The organism is Anaerococcus vaginimassiliensis (assembly GCF_900626155.1).
Taxonomy (GTDB): Bacteria; Bacillota; Clostridia; order Tissierellales; family Peptoniphilaceae; genus Anaerococcus; species Anaerococcus vaginimassiliensis.
Window position 1 is genome coordinate 1458123 of the sequence record NZ_LR130844.1, and the last position, 17107, is coordinate 1475229.

Annotated in this window: 14 protein-coding genes, 1 tRNA gene and 1 riboswitch; of the genes, 11 read left to right on the plus strand and 4 right to left on the minus strand. The window is 29.7% G+C overall.

The window, feature by feature from the left end; translation table 11 throughout:
• Window positions 1-9 precede the first annotated feature (9 nt).
• Both E0D87_RS07115 and E0D87_RS07120 read left to right on the plus strand, forming a co-directional pair.
• Window positions 10-594 carry a LemA family protein gene (locus tag E0D87_RS07115; RefSeq protein WP_130819919.1) on the plus strand — a complete coding sequence of 195 codons (585 nt, stop codon included), beginning with the start codon at window positions 10-12 and terminating at the stop codon, window positions 592-594.
• Between the two features lie 8 nt (window positions 595-602).
• The gene (locus tag E0D87_RS07120) at window positions 603-1421 is read left to right on the plus strand and encodes a TPM domain-containing protein (protein WP_130819920.1); all 819 of its coding nucleotides are present in this window, start codon (window positions 603-605) and stop codon (window positions 1419-1421) included.
• A 39-nt stretch (window positions 1422-1460) separates the two neighbouring features.
• Here the strand turns inward: E0D87_RS07120 and E0D87_RS07125 are convergent, their stop codons facing one another.
• The gene (locus tag E0D87_RS07125; RefSeq protein ID WP_130819921.1) at window positions 1461-1976 is read right to left on the minus strand and encodes a folate family ECF transporter S component; all 516 of its coding nucleotides are present in this window, start codon (window positions 1974-1976) and stop codon (window positions 1461-1463) included.
• Window positions 1977-1996: 20 nt separating this feature from the next.
• A riboswitch (THF riboswitch) is annotated at window positions 1997-2086 on the minus strand.
• A 65-nt stretch (window positions 2087-2151) separates the two neighbouring features.
• A complete protein-coding gene (locus tag E0D87_RS07130; protein ID WP_130819922.1) occupies window positions 2152-2898 on the minus strand; it encodes a nitroreductase family protein in 747 nt (248 codons plus the stop codon).
• A 69-nt stretch (window positions 2899-2967) separates the two neighbouring features.
• Here E0D87_RS07130 and E0D87_RS07135 point away from each other — a divergent pair, with 69 nt between their 5' ends.
• The 5 genes from E0D87_RS07135 (at window position 2968) to E0D87_RS07155 (ending at window position 9155) form a co-directional block, all read left to right on the plus strand.
• Entirely contained in the window at window positions 2968-5310 is a 2343-nt protein-coding gene (locus E0D87_RS07135; protein ID WP_130819923.1) for an ATP-dependent DNA helicase, read from the plus strand.
• A complete protein-coding gene (gene rlmD / locus E0D87_RS07140) occupies window positions 5291-6658 on the plus strand; it encodes a 23S rRNA (uracil(1939)-C(5))-methyltransferase RlmD (RefSeq protein WP_130819924.1) in 1368 nt (455 codons plus the stop codon). The genes E0D87_RS07135 and rlmD overlap by 20 nt, the downstream gene beginning before the upstream one ends.
• Before the next feature lies 1 nt (window position 6659).
• Window positions 6660-7589 carry a serine hydrolase domain-containing protein gene (locus E0D87_RS07145; protein ID WP_130819925.1) on the plus strand — a complete coding sequence of 310 codons (930 nt, stop codon included), beginning with the start codon at window positions 6660-6662 and terminating at the stop codon, window positions 7587-7589.
• A gap of 1 nt (window position 7590) precedes the next feature.
• Window positions 7591-7893 (plus strand): DUF4298 domain-containing protein, encoded by a 303-nt coding sequence (locus E0D87_RS07150; RefSeq protein WP_130819926.1) that lies wholly within the window; start codon window positions 7591-7593, stop codon window positions 7891-7893.
• Window positions 7894-7982: 89 nt separating this feature from the next.
• Window positions 7983-9155, plus strand: coding sequence for an iron-containing alcohol dehydrogenase (locus E0D87_RS07155; RefSeq protein WP_130819927.1), 1173 nt, complete (start codon window positions 7983-7985; stop codon window positions 9153-9155).
• Window positions 9156-9257: 102 nt separating this feature from the next.
• Here E0D87_RS07155 and E0D87_RS07160 read toward each other — a convergent pair.
• Both E0D87_RS07160 and E0D87_RS07165 read right to left on the minus strand, forming a co-directional pair.
• Window positions 9258-9333: transfer RNA gene (locus tag E0D87_RS07160), tRNA-Lys, on the minus strand.
• 53 nt (window positions 9334-9386) lie between these two features.
• Complete coding sequence (locus E0D87_RS07165) at window positions 9387-10271, minus strand: C39 family peptidase (protein WP_242618456.1); 885 nt, start codon at window positions 10269-10271, stop codon at window positions 9387-9389.
• Window positions 10272-10427: 156 nt separating this feature from the next.
• Here E0D87_RS07165 and mutS point away from each other — a divergent pair, with 156 nt between their 5' ends.
• From mutS to E0D87_RS07185, 4 genes are read left to right on the plus strand one after another with little or no spacing between them, the layout of a single operon-like run.
• Entirely contained in the window at window positions 10428-13034 is a 2607-nt protein-coding gene (gene mutS / locus E0D87_RS07170) for a DNA mismatch repair protein MutS (RefSeq protein ID WP_130819928.1), read from the plus strand.
• Complete coding sequence (mutL, locus tag E0D87_RS07175) at window positions 13034-14884, plus strand: DNA mismatch repair endonuclease MutL (protein ID WP_130819929.1); 1851 nt, start codon at window positions 13034-13036, stop codon at window positions 14882-14884. The genes mutS and mutL overlap by 1 nt, the downstream gene beginning before the upstream one ends.
• The gene (gene miaA / locus E0D87_RS07180) at window positions 14874-15818 is read left to right on the plus strand and encodes a tRNA (adenosine(37)-N6)-dimethylallyltransferase MiaA (RefSeq protein ID WP_130819930.1); all 945 of its coding nucleotides are present in this window, start codon (window positions 14874-14876) and stop codon (window positions 15816-15818) included. The genes mutL and miaA overlap by 11 nt, the downstream gene beginning before the upstream one ends.
• Window positions 15808-17088, plus strand: a complete 1281-nt coding sequence (locus tag E0D87_RS07185) for a methionine gamma-lyase family protein (protein WP_130819931.1) — start codon at window positions 15808-15810, stop codon at window positions 17086-17088. The genes miaA and E0D87_RS07185 overlap by 11 nt, the downstream gene beginning before the upstream one ends.
• Window positions 17089-17107: the final 19 nt, after the last annotated feature.

The window sequence follows — 17107 nt, forward strand, 5'->3', positions numbered from 1 at the left end:
GGAGGAACTATGAGAGAAAATAAAAAGCACAAAGGTTTTTCAGCAATTATTGCTGTAATTGCAATAGCTGTTATTTTATTAATCGCTATTGTACCAACTTATAACAATTTAGCTACATCAAGAGAAAATGTAAATCAAGCTTACGCTCAAGTACAAAACGTTGTTCAAAGAAGGGCAGATTTGATACCAAATCTAGTAAACACAGTTAAAGGTTATACTGATCACGAATCTGAAACTCTAACTAAAGTTACTAATGCTAGAGCAGGAGTTCAAAATGCGAATTCTCCGCAAGAATTAGCAGAAGCTAATGATGAATTAACAAGAGCTGTAGGTGATATTAATGTTGTAGTTGAAGCTTATCCAGAACTAAAAGCTGATAAGCAATTTGTTGCATTGATGGATGAATTAGCTGGTAGTGAAAATAGAATATCAGTTGAAAGAAAAAACTACAACGAGGCTTGTCAAGAGTTTAATACAAAACTAGTTAGATTTCCTACAAATCTAATAGGCAAAATAACTGGATTTAAACCTGCAGAATACTTCAAAGCTAGTGAAAGCGCGCAAGAAGCTCCAACTGTTGACTTTAATAAATAGGAGATAATATGAAAAAGGCTAAAATAATAAAACTCAACATAATTTTCATAGTATTATTCTGCCTTTTTCCTAGCCTTGCTAAAGCAGATAGTATATATGATGGTATAAAAGACTATTGCTATGATGAATTATCTATAATAGATGACGAAACAAAAGAAAATATTAAAAAAACAAATTTGGAATTAGAAAGTAAAACTGGAGCTCAAATTGTGGTGGCGACCTTAAATAATCCTGACGGCCTCGAAGGTATGGATTATGGAAGTGAAATATTCAACAAATTAAAAATTGGTGACAAGCAAAAAGACAACGGTATTCTAATCTTTTTTTTAGAAAACAAAAATACTGGCCAAAGAGAAATTTCTATTATTCCTGGTTATGGCCTCGAAGGTAAGTTAAACGATGCCAAGGTAGGAAGGATAATAGATGATTTCATGCTAGATTATTTTAAACAAGGTGATTATTCTAAGGGAATAAACGAAGGATTTAATGCTGTTGTTGGACAGGTAATTGATGAATACGGTATTGAGTTAACAGGAGATTATGATTACTATCAGGATAGAGTTAATGAAGATGATGGACTCACAATTACTGATATTATTATAATATTGTTCATTTTCATAATATTTTCTAGATTATTATCAAGATTATTTATTAGACCTAGCTCTTATTATAGAGGTAGGGGTAGAAGAAACTATGATTATCCTTATTGGACTGGAGGATCATTCGGAAGTGATGACGATGATTCATGGACTGGCTGGTCTTCAGGAGGAGGATTCAGCGGCGGAGGAGGTAGCACAGGCGGTGGCGGTGCTAGTAGAAAGTTTTAATAGAAAAAGAGTATTACGAAATGTAATACTCTTTTAAATTTATTTAATTTTAGGAATTAGCTTCTCATAAACTAATAAAAGTAATATATAGTTTACTGTTGCATCTGGGATCACTTTGACAGCCCTACCAGCTAGAAGTACCTTGTAAGGAGTTCCATACAGTTGTGTAAGCCATAGTGGAGTCAAAAGTCCATGATTAATTCCGTAGACAAATAAAATCACCAATAAAATTAATAATTTGGTACTTAAATTTTTCTTTTTGCCATATTTAAAGATTATACCAGGAACCATGCCTGTTAGTATTGCTCCTAAAGTAAATCCTGGGTGATAAGTCCCACCAATATTAATCATGATTCCGATTAAATCTGATGCCAAACCTGATAAAGTCCCTAGCATTGGTCCAAATAAAACTCCTGTAAGCATCAAAGGTAGAGTTCCAAATGAAATCTTAATATTTGGAGTTATTTGTATCCCCAAAACTCTAGATAGGATAATGCTAAGCGCTGTAAGCATGGCCGCCTTTACTAAATTGTTTACTAATATTTTGTTTTTCATATTTCCCCTTTCTATCAGAGGGCAGCGGTTGCGATAAAGAATCATGCATTTGCTTCGTTTAAGAACAACAACCCATTTCTTAACACTTAATGCTCTTTATCTACTCTGATATATTCATTATAGTATATATTTATGAAAAACAAAAGGATATTTAATTAATTGCACTTAAAAATCGCTATTCTACTATAAAACCTTGTTTTTTTAAAGTCTCAAACATTTTGCTCCTATTAGCAATTATAGTTCCTTGTTTTTTAGGGATTTGAAGTGAAAAAGAATCACTTCTCTTATTAGATTCTCTAAGATCATAATATGTTGTCATTTCTGCATCATAATCTTTAATTTTTTCATTATAATTATCAAAAACTTTGTAGGTATTGGTAAATGATTTTAAGGAAATTGGCATCCTAGGTTTTAATTGTGGATTTTGATTAGGATATCCAAAACCAAGACCTACTACTGGATAAGTATATTTAGGAAGCTTTAACAAATTTATAATGTCTTGGGTAGAATTGTGGATATTTCCGTAATAATTAGTTCCAAGTCCAATTGATTCTACAGAGCTAACTACATTTTGAGCTGCTATTACAGAATCTGTAAAAGCTTGAATAAATTTATCGAAACTAATCATTTCATCATTTTCTGTACCATTTTCTTTGGCTATAGAATAGTTTCTATACAAATCTGCAACAAATATCCAAAGTTCAGGAGCTCTTCTCATATATTCTTGTCTTCCAATTTCAGATAATTTGTCTTTAATCTCTTGATCAGTTACTCTTATTATTGTAAATAGCTGCATTCCATTTGAAGATGCTGAGTGATTAGCAACCTCTAAAAGACTTTCTACTATATCTTTATCAACTTTTTGGTCTTTAAACTCTCTAATAGTTTTGTGGTTTAAAGCATTTTCTATATTATAGTTCATCATAGATCCTTTCTGTTTTTTATTATTCTACCCATTTTTTATGATATAATTCATCTAAGGAGATTTATAATGTTAATTAAGATATCTGTTAGAAACTTAATAGAGTTTGTAATGAGATCAGGAGATATAGATAATACTTTTAAAGATAATACAAGAATGATTGAAGGAATTCGTGCTCACCAAAAAATACAGAAATCCTATGGTGATAATTATTCTAGTGAATATTATCTAAAAGATATAACTGAGTACAAAGATGTTACTTTTCATGTTGAGGGAAGAGCTGATGGTATTATAAGAAATGGAACATCATATATAGTCGATGAGATAAAATCGACTAAAAGAAACCTAGAAGATGTAGATGATTCTAATTCACTACACTGGGCTCAGGCTATGTGTTATGCTTATTTTTTGTCGAAAAACAAAAATCTAGAATCTGTAGATATTCAGTTAACTTATGTATCAACAGAAGATTACAATACTAAAAATTTTAAGAGGAATTATTCATTTATAAATTTAGAAAATTTTTACATGAATCTATTAAGACAGTATATCGACTTTTCAAAGATACTTACAGAAAATATAGAAAGTAGAGATTTTACAGCCAAAAATTTGGATTTTCCCTATGATAACTACAGAAAAGGTCAAAGAAAAATGGCAGTAGCTATATACAAATCTATACTAGATAATAATAATCTTTTTGTGGATGCCCCTACTGGCATTGGCAAGACAATATCTTCTATATTTCCATCTGTAAAAGCTATAGGAGAAGGTCTTATTGATAAGATATTTTACTTAACATCTAAATCAACTACTGGGAATGAAGCTATTAAAGCATTAAAACTATTAGAAGAAAAAGGTCTTAAGATGCTTTGCCTTCATATAACATCAAAAGAAAAAGTATGTTTAAACGACGAGGTAAAATGTAATCCAAGTGATTGTCCATTTGCCAAGGGTCATTTTGACCGAGTAAATGAGGCTATAAAAGATATAATTTCCAACGAAACTATAATAGATTATGATACATTAACATCATACTCAGAAAAGCACAAAGTATGTCCATTCGAATTTGAACTTGACGTTGCTATTTATTCTGATTTTATTATATGCGATTATAACTATGTGTTTGACCCTAATGCATATATGAGAAGATTTTTTGAAGAAGTTATATCAAGATACATATTTTTAATAGATGAAGCTCATAATCTCTTAGATAGGTCTAGAGACATGTATTCCTTTAAATTTACTAATCAAGAGTTTATCCAACTAAGAGAGTACTTCGATGAAGATAAGGACAAAAGTATTCTTAATAATATAGGTGATATAATAGATGAATTTGAAAAGAATTATATTAAATTTGGTAAAAAACTTAATTATTCAACTAATAAGCATCTAGATGATATTGATGAAAAGCTTATAAAATTAAATAAAAGTTTGGAAAAGTTTTTAGTAGAAGAAAAGACGAACAAAAATTACGATATAATTTTAGATGAATATTTTAATATAACTAAATATCTTAAAATATCTGATAATTTTATGAATGGTTTCTATCATATAATTTCTTACGATGACATTGAGAAAGTAAAGACATTCGAAATAAAATGTATAGATCCTTCCGATATTTTAAAAAATAAGTATAAGTTAGCTGTTTCTACTATATTTTTCTCTGCTACTCTTTCACCAATTTTATTTTATGTAAATATTTTAGGAGCAAGTGATGCGTTAAAACTAAGACTTAATAGTCCGTTTAATTCAGATAAGCAACTCATAATGCAGAAATCAATAAGTACTAGATATAAAGATAGAACTAATAGCGTAACATATATATCAGATTCAATTAATGAGTTTGTTAATACAAAAAATGGTAATTATTTTATATTTTTTCCATCATTTAATTATTTAGAAACTATTGCTGGAGATTATATGGTTAGATATGATGACAATATTATTATTCAAGATAGAAGTATGACTAAAATTGAAAGAGACAATTTTTTAAATAAATTTACAGATAAAAGTTCTGAAATAGCCTTCTTGGTCTTAGGCGGTATCTTTTCTGAAGGAGTAAATCTAGTAGGAGATAAGCTAATTGGTACTATGATTATATCAGTCGGAATGCCAGGGGTATCTTATGATAGAAATTTGATAAAAAAACATTTTGATGAAAAAGGTTTAAATGGTTTTGATTATTCATATACATATCCTGGTATAAATAGGATATTTCAAGCAGCTGGTAGAGTTATAAGAAGTAATGAGGATTATGGTATAGTATATCTTGTTGATGATAGATTTTCTTGGAATAAATACAAGAAGTTATATCCTCCTCACTGGAAGAATATATTATATTTAGACGGCGGAAGTAATGTGAAAGAGATTACCGATAAGTTTTGGAGAAATAATGAGAAAAAAGGCAATTAAAGAAGTAAAAATAGAAAAAGTTAAATACCCTAATATATCACAAGGTCTTGATGAAAATGGAAAAGTAATTGAATTTAAGGGTGGTGTATTGGGACAAACTGTAAAGATTAAAACAACTAAAAGAGGAAAAGATAAGATAAAAGCAAAATACTTGGATTTATTAGAGCACTCAGATTTAGAGAATAACACCAATACCTGTTCAAATCCAGATATATGCGGAGGCTGTGCTTACCAAAGACTAGCCTACGAAACTGAACTCATGCTAAAAGTAGACATGATTAAGAAAATGTTTGAGGAAAATGGCATAAATTATCAAGGAGATATCAAAATTAATCAATCTCCTAAAACTAAAGCCTATAGAAACAAAATGGAATATACTTTTGGAGATAGGGAAAAGGGAGGAGAATTAGTTTTAGGTCTTCATAGACAGAATAGATTTTATGAAATAGTGGGCCCCAAAGATTGCAATATCGTAGACAATGACTTTAACATTATTAGATCAAATGTAGAGGAGTATTTTAGGGATAAAAAAACAGATTTTTATCACAAATCTACTAATGAGGGACTACTAAGACATTTAATAGTAAGGAAAGCTCATAGGACAGGTGAGATTATGGTAATCCTAGTTACAACAAGTGATACTAGTTTTGACGATATAAGAAAAAATCTATTATTAAATAAATTACTAGACTCTAAAGTAGAAGGAAAAATTGTGTCTGTTTTTCATGTGATTAATGATTCAGTTGCAGATGCAGTCATTCCTCAAAAAATCAACCTCATGTATGGTAAAGACCACATAGTAGAAGAAATGTTAGGATTAAATTTTAAGATTTCTCCATTTTCATTTTTTCAACCAAATATATACACAGCAGAAAAACTTTATCAGAAAGCTTTTGACTTAGCAAGCATTGATGGTCAAATGGATGTTCTTGACCTATATTCAGGGACTGGAACTATCACACAGGTTATGGCAACCAAGGCGAAATCAGCTACAGGAATAGAAATTGTAAAAGAAGCTGTAGATAAGGCTTGGGAAAATGCAGCATTAAACGATATTAAAAATATAGATTTCCTTTGTGGTGATGTCTTAGAAGAGATAGAAAAAGTTGGAAATAGATATGATATAGTTATTTTGGATCCACCGAGAGCTGGTATTAGCTCAAATTCTTTAGAAAAGATACTTAAAATTGATACTAAAAAGTTTATATATATATCCTGCAATCCAAAAACTCAAGTAGAAAATATAAAGGAATTTATAAGTGCAGGATATAAAATAAAAGATTATGAATTATTCGATCAGTTCCCACGTTCTAGACATTTAGAGGCAATAGCCTTATTAGAAAAATAGTATGAGATATAATTTGGAAAAAATATATTCTTACGCAATAGCACATACTAAAGCAAGTTCTCTACTAATATACGATAACAAATCAGACATCTTATTGGGTGAGCCTAATTATATAAGTTTTAATACTAGATCAATAGCTAAAACAGTAATGGCTATTGCTTATGGTATACTAATAGAAAAATCAAATGAGAAATATAATTTAGAGACATTTATTTATCCTTACTTAGAGAATGAACTAACTATAAATAATACTGAAAATTTAGAATATATTAAAAAATTAAAGGTTAAACACCTTCTAACTCACACCATGGGTTATGGTGAACCTTTGCTAATGTCAAAAGATATACCAACAATCGATAATGATAAACTTGTAAGTTACTCGCTAAATTATCCTATTAAATATGAGCCTGGAAGGTATTTTAAATATTCAAATGTTGGATATTATATTCTTTCATGTTTAATGGATAAGCTTTTAAATGAAGGAGCTTATGAATTTATTAATAATAATTTATTTGGTAAGATTGGAATTACAAATCCTAGGTGGGATAGGTACGGATCTCATCTTGCAGGAGCTACCAAACTATATTTAAGTGATTTAGACCTTTTAAAAATTGGAAAAATAATATTAGATAAAGGAAAATTTGAGGGTATAAACCTAGTAGCTAGTAAATATATTGAAATGATGAATACACCTATAGTATATACTTCTAGTTTTTCTAAGTACAAATATATATCAGAAAACAGCTACGGTTTAGGCATACGGATCAGTAATGAAGGGGTCATTTTTGCTATTGGAACCGGTGGTCAAATGATAGCTATTCTACCAAAAGAAGAAATTATTATAGTAACTACTAATCAAGGTGATGAAGAATTTGCTAGCATTATAAAAGATGATGTAGAAAAAATAATCAGCTGTATCAAAGGAGAATAAAATGGATTTTACTTATTTAAATGAACTAAATGATATTTATGATAACCACAAAAAGGTAATTGAAGATCTAAAAAAGTCGCTAGAAGCCTTTGAAGATCATCAAGAAGAATATAAAAAGCTTGTAAGCTATTATTACAGCGATCAATTCACTAAAGATTTGGATGCATCAAACAGAGGGGAGATGGGAGAAGATATAAACCAAGCTATTCTAACTGAAGATGCAATATATGATTTGATGGGAGATAATTACTATACAGGGCTTGCTCTTCTAGAAGCAGCTAACGATGTTCTTCAAGATAAATAGATACTAACCTATACTTAATCGTATAGGTTTTTTGTTTACCTTATAATGGGTATAAATTGTGTAAGGCGTTAATATAAATAGGAGGAATCATGAACAATTTTACTTATGATATACCAACAAGAGTTCATTTTGGTAGAGACGCACTAGACTTTATTGGAGAGGAAGTAGGAAAATATTCAAACAAGGTATTATTAACCTATGGTGGCGGATCCATAAAGAAAAATGGCGTCTATGACAAAGTTATAAAAGAATTAAAAAGTAAGGACATAGAAATCTTTGAGCTATCAGGAATAAAGCCAAATCCACGAATTGACTCTGTAAGAGAAGGTGTAAAATTAATCAAAGAAAATGAAATAGGTGCAATCTTGGCTGTTGGTGGAGGATCAACTATTGATGCATCAAAGATTATGGCTGCAGGAGCAAAAGTTGAATTTGATCCTTGGAAATTTATATCAGAAGGAAAAGAAATAAAGGATGCTATACCTTTATTTACTGTATTGACGATGGCAGCAACAGGCTCAGAAATGAATGGTGGAGCTGTAATATCAAATCCTGAAACTAGTGAAAAACTTTCTGCTGGAAGCTATTACACACGACCAAAAGTGTCATTTTTAAATCCAGAATTAACTTATACTGTAAGCGAATTCCAAACAGCTGCGGGTAGTGCAGATATTATGTCTCATCTATTTGAAATATACTTTAATAACAATGATAATATGTATATGTTAGATAGAATGATGGAATCATTGATGAAAACAGTTATTGAATATGGACCAAAAGCAATAAAAGATCCTAACAACTATGAAGCAAGGGCAAATCTAATGTGGGCATCTTCATGGGCTATTAATGGATTCTTATCTGCATCATCTAATGCAGAATGGTCAAATCACCCTATGGAACATGAACTTTCTGCTTTCTACGATATAACACACGGACTAGGACTTGCTATATTGACACCAAGATGGATGGAGTACGTTCTTAGTGAAGATACAGTAAACAAGTTTTATGATTTAGGTGTAAATGTATTTAACCTAGACCAATCTGAAGATAAAATGGAAGTTGCAAGAAAGACAATAGATAAAGTATCTGAATTCTTTTTTGAAAAATTAGGTCTTGATAACAACTTAAATGCTGTAGGTATAGATGATGAAAACTTTGATGCTATGAGCAAAAAAGCCTGTGGTAAAAATGGTGTTATAAAAGGATTTATAGATTTAAAACCAGAAGATGTAAGAAAAATTTATGAAATGAGTTTAAACTAAAATATAATAATAAAAAATCGGAGTTATTTAATAGCTCCGATTTTTTATCTAATCTTTAATAAATTTTAACAAATAAAAAAGAGGCAAAGCCTCTAAATGAAATGGTGCACCATCAGAGACTCGAACTCTGGACACCCTGATTAAGAGTCAGGTGCTCTACCAACTGAGCTAATGGTGCGTATCAACTACCTTTATATAATAACACTATATATGGCAGTTGTCAAATATTTTTTAAGAAATTTTCCAAATGTGAACAATTTCATCTTTCAGATGCTCATAGTCCCATTCTCTCATTGTATTTTTTACACTATTTGGGTCGTTTATAATAAATTTACCATCCTTATAAGAATCAATAACTAAAATATGTCCAGAAAGTGTAAAATATCCTCTTTGTACTGAAACAATTAAAGGACCGTCTTTTAATGATTCGATGATCTTATCTTTATCGTTTGGAATATCTTCGCATTTAAACCCATATTCGTTCGCTTCGTGCTCGAAAAACGACCACGCTATACCTTCTTCTACCATAAATTCTTGAGCGTCTTTTGCAATCAATTTTGGAGTTATAGATGGGTCATTAGTTAATCTTGATAAAACCATCGATATTGATGTAGGACCGCATCCAGCTATTCCTATATTTGAATCTGATAATTGATCATAAGCCCACCTATTATCCCATTGTAAATAGTAGGGAGTAGATCTATTTAGTTTAATGCTTTCTCCTTCTTTATATTCAAATTCATTGATATTATTATTTAAGTTATAGACAAATTCGACAGTATCTGTGTCGTTTCCAACCAAATATGCTTGAATATTTGGTAATTTGTTATAATTGTCATAGATCCATTTTGCTTTTGGATCAGTTTTTGCTGGAATTTCGAGATTTTTGATTAAATCTTCTTTTCGGTCTGATTTATATTCTGGCTTGGATTTATTTATAAGATCCATATTCTTAATTAGTTCTTTGCCTTTTTTAAAAGTATCGCTAGCTAAATTATTTATATCTTCAATCATCTGCACATTTTCCTTGTCCAAATAACCATTATCAATGGTTTTTGATTGACAAGATGTGAGTACTAGAAGTAATAATAAAGCTATTTTTTTATTTAACTTCATAAGTTAACATTACCATTACAAAGCTAATTTATCAATTTATTATCCTTATCATTTTTAAACTAGTGACTTTAATTAATTTCATGCAAGTTGAAAATTAAATGATTTAAATTCTACTATATTAAGAGTATATTATTATAATACGGACTGGGGGTTTTTATGAAGAATAACTTTAACTATGATAAACTTACACCTATGCTAAAACATTATGTTGATATTAAGAATGATTTTAAGGATTCAATTCTACTCTATAGAGTTGGTGATTTTTATGAAACTTTTTTTGATGATGCAATAATTACTAGTAAAGTCTTATCTTTAACACTAACAGGCAAGGAATGTGGCCACAGTAAAAAGGCGCCAATGTGCGGTGTCCCTCATCATGTAATAGATACATATGCCTTTAAATTAGTTAAACACGGTTACAAAGTAGCTTTGTGTGATCAAGTCGAAGATCCAAAGGAAGCTAAGGGGTTAGTAAAAAGAGCTATAACTAGAGTAATTACTCCTGGGACAATTACTGATATGGAATCTTTGAACAAGAAAGAAAACAATTATCTCCTATCTTTATTTCAAAATAAGTATGGTCTATCTTTAAGTTATTGTGATATATCAACAGGTAAACTTGTAACCTTAGAAATAAGAGGCATGAGTTCTTCGATAGGTAGAAGAGCAATAGATCAAATAGAAAAGATTAGCCCCTCAGAAATTCTAATAAATTCAGATTATGATGATAAAATTTTAAAATCATATTTTAATGATAATGAGGTATTTGTAAACTATATCCAAAATCCAAAAGACTATAAAAGTAGGGCAAAATTAATTGAAGATCATTTAGGAATAGATAATTTAAAAAAAATATCAGATTTGCGTCTTTCGATTATTTCCTTAGCGAATTTAATAGACTATACATATAAATACCATAAAGATAACCTGAGTCATATAAATAACATTGAAATATTAGAAATAAATAATTATATGCAATTAGAGGCAAGTACTAGGAAAAATCTTGAGCTTCATAGAAATCTTAATAATAACACTAAAGAAAACAGCCTTTTAAGCATTTTGGATAATGCTGACACAGTTATGGGTTCAAGGATGATAAATGAATATTTGGAAAGGCCACTAATTGATAAAGTACAAATAGAAAAAAGATTAGATATTGTTGAAACATTGCTAAATGATTCTATTCTTTCAACTAATATATCTAATTACCTATCAGATATATATGATCTTGAAAGACTTGTAGCAAAGATTTCATATAAAAGAGCGAATGCCAGAGATTTAATAAGTATCAAAAATTCCATTTATAATATACCAAAGCTTAAAGAAATATTAGTTAATCATGATGATCAAAATATTAAAAATATAGGAATAAATATACCTGATATTGACTCTATTTATGATTTAATAGATAAATCAATAGTCAGTGATCCTCCTATAGCTATTACTGAAGGTGGAATGATTAAAAAAGGCTATGATAAGAGCTTAGATGATCTAAAAGATCTTTCTAGTTCAGCACAAAGCAAATTAATAGAGTATGAAAATAGCGAAAAAGAAGCTACTGGTATTAAAAACTACAAGATAGTTTACAATAAAAATAATGGGTATTCTATAGAAATCACTAAATCAAATCTTGATAAAGTTCCAAGCTCATATGTTAGAAAGCAAACTCTCAAAAATCAAGAAAGATATACTACTGAAACATTAGAAGAAATATCAGAATTGATTTTGGGAGGAAAAGATAAAATAAACAACCTTGAATATGAAATATTTAAAAAGGTTCGCGATGAAATACTTAAGAATACCATTAAACTTCAAGCTCTAGCTAAGATGATAGCAAATATTGATACTTTAAATACCTTTGCTAAAATCGCTAGAGATAATGCTTATGTTAGACCTGAAATAAGGACTGATAATTTGATAAAAATAAAAGATGGTAGACACCCTGTAATAGAAAATAACCTTAATGAAAACGAGTTTATTCCTAATGATACCGATATCGGTGAAGTTGACAATTTAATTCAGATAATAACAGGTCCAAATATGGCGGGTAAGTCTACTTATATGCGTCAAATGGCTATTATAATTATTCTTGCTCAGATGGGATCATTTGTACCTGCTACATCTGCTCAAATATCCATATGCGATCAAGTATTTACTCGAATAGGTGCTAGCGATAATATTTCCAAAGGTGAATCAACTTTTATGTTAGAAATGAATGAAGTTTCTAGTATCCTCAAAAATTCAACTGAGAATTCTTTTGTTATTTTAGACGAGGTTGGTAGAGGTACTAGTTCTGATGATGGTTTAAGTATAGCAATGGCTATAGTTGAATATTTAAGTAAAAAGAAAAAAGTTAAAACCGTATTTGCTACACACTTTCATGAGTTAACCATAATGGAAAATGAGCTAGACAATGTTAAAAACCTTAAGATAGAAATTTTGGAGGAAAATAATAACCTTGTATTTCTAAGGAAAATAAAGAAAGGTAAATCTGATAGATCTTATGGAATAGAAGTTGCGAAGTTAAGTGGATTACCAGACGAAGTTATCGAAAATGCCAAACTTATTATGGAAAAACTCGGAAGCGAAGATGTATTTGATACTGACAAGAAAGCAGGAGTAACAGAATCTATTACAGAAATCTCTGATAATAAAATAAGAGAACTTAAAAAAGATGCTTCAATTGTCGACGTTAACAATTTAACTCCGATAGAAGCTATGAATGAACTTAATAAATTATTAATTAAGATTGGTGAGTTATAATGCCTATAGTAAAATTAGACAACAAAACAATCGAAAAAATAGCAGCTGGTGAAGTAATAGAATCGCCAATGTCTATTGTTAAAGAATTAGTAGAAAATTCCATCGACTCTAAGGCTGACTCAATCACTGTTGAAATCAAAAATGGTGGAAAAACATATATTAGAGTTACCGACAATGGTTGTGGCATAGAAAGAGATGATTTAGATTTAGCTTTTAGCAAACACGCTACTTCTAAAATAAAAGATTTTAACGATTTATTTGATATATATTCCCTAGGATTTAGAGGAGAGGCCCTATCAAGTATCGCTACTGTTAGTAAAGTCACTGCTATCACCAAAACCAAGGATCAGGATATAGGAAGTAAGATTGTAATAGATAACGGAATAAGCAAAATCTCAAGCATAGCGACTAATGTTGGAACTAGTATAATAGCTGAAGATATTTTTAGAGATATACCTGTTAGACGCAAATTTTTAAGATCAGACGCTATAGAAGCCAATAAAATAAATAGATTGATGTATGCTTTTGCTATAGGATATAATAATATTTCTTTTAAATATATTAAAAATGACAATGTATTGTTTACTACGAACAAATCCTACGATTTCAAAACTAAGGTTTCTGATTTACTAGATGATAGCCTTGGAGACAACTTACTAGAAATTAATGGTTCTAATGACGAATACAAGATAAGAGGGTTCATTTCAAATTCAAATTATTACAGAGGAAATAGGTCGTTACAATACTTATTTATCAATAATAGGTTAGTAGATAGTGAAATTATTGTGAGCACTGTTGAACATGCCTATAAAAATAATATACCAAGTAATAGATTTCCAGCATTTTTCTTGTTTGTTACAACTGATGCTAAAAATCTTGATGTTAATATTCATCCAAACAAAAAAACGATCAATTTTAATTACGAAGAATCTCTATTGAATTTGATTGAAAACAGTATTTTAAAAGCTATATCAAATAATTACAAACCTAATGAAATCAAGTTTGTAGAAGATAAAGATGATGAATTGATGGACTTTACTGACTACTCTAAATTGTTAAATGAATACAATAACACCAATAAATTTGTAAAAGAAAATTATAATGAAACTAAATATGAAAGCCAAAGTCAGAATAATGAACAATCTCAAAGTAACGTGTTAGAAGATGATTTTTTCGATTTAGAAGCAAATATATTAAATGAAGATAGGCGTTCACATATAAATACTAATCATAAGAAAACTGAATCTAAGCAAATTCCAACTTTATCAAAAGATTCATTTATTGATGAAATTGATCATATAGAATACAAGACATCCTTTATGGGGCGATATTCTTTATTTGAACAGGACAATACTTTATATATTTTAAATCATAGGAGAGCATCGGAAAAAATTAACATCACCAAATTTATGAATGATTTTAAGAGTAAGTCTGTTGCTAGTCAAATTCTAATGGATGCTAAGATAATAAATCTTATGCAAAATGATGTAGAGAAATTCAAGCAAAAACAGGAATTTATAAAGAAATTAGGTTTTGATGCAGAAATTATTGGTGAATCTTCTATAGTTATCAGATCTGTTCCAGTCATATTTGAAATCCCTGAAAATGACGATTTTTTCTATGATTTATTAGATATTGATTATGATATGGGGACAGATTATATCTATAAAAAGATTAAAAAATCAAAGCTTAACCTTTTATTTAGAAAAGGCAACAAGATAGGCGAGAAGGAAGCGACAACTTATTTAAAAGAGTTGTTTTCAATGGAAAATCCATATAAAACTTTAGATGGAAAACCTACTATTATAAAAGTGAGTGAAGAAGATTTGGAGAAATATTTTGAAAGATAAATTGGTAGTTATCACTGGTCCAACAGCAAGTGGTAAAAGTGACATTGCAATAAATATCGCTAGATATCTCGACAGTCCAGTTATTTCAGCTGACAGTCAACAAGTTTACAGAGATATGGATATAGGAACGAATAAAACTTATAATTTTGAAGTAAATCATTTTATGATAAATATAGTTGATCCTGACCAAAATTATTCTGTAGAAGATTTTTCGACTGAGGCTAAATCTATAGTAAGAGATATAAATAATAATCTTAGAATTCCAATCATAGCTGGAGGAACTGGATTTTATATAGATTCTCTTCTTTTTGACATGAATTATGGAAATGTCAAGAAGGATGAAAATTATAGAAGAGAGTTAGAAAACTTAGCAAAAGAAAAAGGAAATCAATATTTATATGATAAATTACATTCAATAGATCCTATTACAGCTAACAGATACCATCCTAATGAACTAAATAGAATTATAAGATCGTTAGAGATACATCATGTAAGTGGCAAATTACCTTCAGATGTGAGGATAGGAGAAAGAAAACTAAATCAAGATATTGAACCTATTGTTTTCTTTTTAAACTATAATGATAGAAACTTATTATACGATAAAATAAATAATAGAGTTTTAAAAATGATTGATGAAGGGCTAGTTAGTGAAGTTGAATCATTAATAAAAGCATATAGCCTGGATGAAAATTCTCAATCCATGGCAGCTATTGGTTATAAAGAGGTTCTAGAATTTATTGATGGATCTATTGGTATGGACGAGATGATTAATCTTATCCAAAGAAATACTCGTAGATATGCAAAAAGACAAATAACTTGGATGAAAAAATATCTTAAGTATGGATTCGGCCATGAAATAATGATGGATAATTTAAGCAAGAATGATGCTAGTGATATAATATTAGATATAATTAAGGGAGCTTATGAATTATAGCGATATTTTTAACAATTTTAAAATAGATTATGATTTTACTGATAAAATCAAACAAATAGAAAGTAAACTAGATGATAAATTTAAGTCTATAGATAAAATATCTGAATACAATCAAATGAAAGTATTAGCTGCATTTAAAGCTTGTGATCTTCAAACATCAGATTTTAATCAAGCTACAGGATACGGTTACGCAGATAATGGTAGAGATAAAATTGAAGCGATATTTTCAAATATTTTTAAGGCGGAAGACGCTTTAGTTAGACCAAGTATAGTTTCTGGTACACATGCACTATCTATAGTACTATTTTCTTTACTAAATTATGGTGATAAGATGGTATCCATAACAGATGATCCATACGATACCATGCAACAAGTAATTGGTATCGCAGGAAACAAAAAAGGAAATTTAACTGAAAGAGGCATAATTTACGATAAGTTAGATTTGACTAAGGATAATAGTATAGATTATGATAATATAAAAAATATAGTTGATTCAAATACAAAACTTGTTCTAATCCAAAGATCAACTGGATATACATTAAGAAGGGCTTTTACTATAGAAGAAATTGAACAAGCAATTCTTGAAATTAGAAAAGCAAATCCTGATGCCATAATATTTGTAGATAACTGTTATGGTGAATTTACAGAAACAAAAGAACCTATAGAAGTTGGTGCTGATATTTTAGCGGGATCACTTATCAAAAATTTAGGCGGCGGTCTTGCAATAACTGGTGGATATATTTGTGGCAAACAAGATCTTATAGAGTATTGTTCTAACTATTTGACTGCACCTGGCATTGGAAAAGACGAGGGATTAAGTTTTGGCACAAATAGATTAGTTGCGGAGGGACTTTATTTTGCTCCTCATGTTGTAAAGGAAGCCATGAAAGTTGCACTCTTATTTGCAAATACATTTGATGAATTGGGATATAAAGTAATACCAGCTGTAAATGATCCTAGGTCCGATGTGGTTCAGTCGATCATGTTAAAAGATCCTGAAAAAGTCAAATTATTTTGTAAGTCCATTCAAGAAGCATGTAGTGTAGATTCTAATTTTGTTCCAGAAGCTTTTGCGATGCCAGGCTATGAAGATCCAGTAATCATGGCTGCAGGAGGATTTGTTGAAGGCGCAACATCAGAGCTATCAGCAGATGGCCCAATAAGAGAACCTTATATGGTATATCTACAAGGTGGACTTAATTATAATCATGGAAAATTAGCCTTGAAGGTTGTTTTAGATAGATTTAAAAAAGATAATTATATTAATTAGATTAATAAAAGCTTAAGAG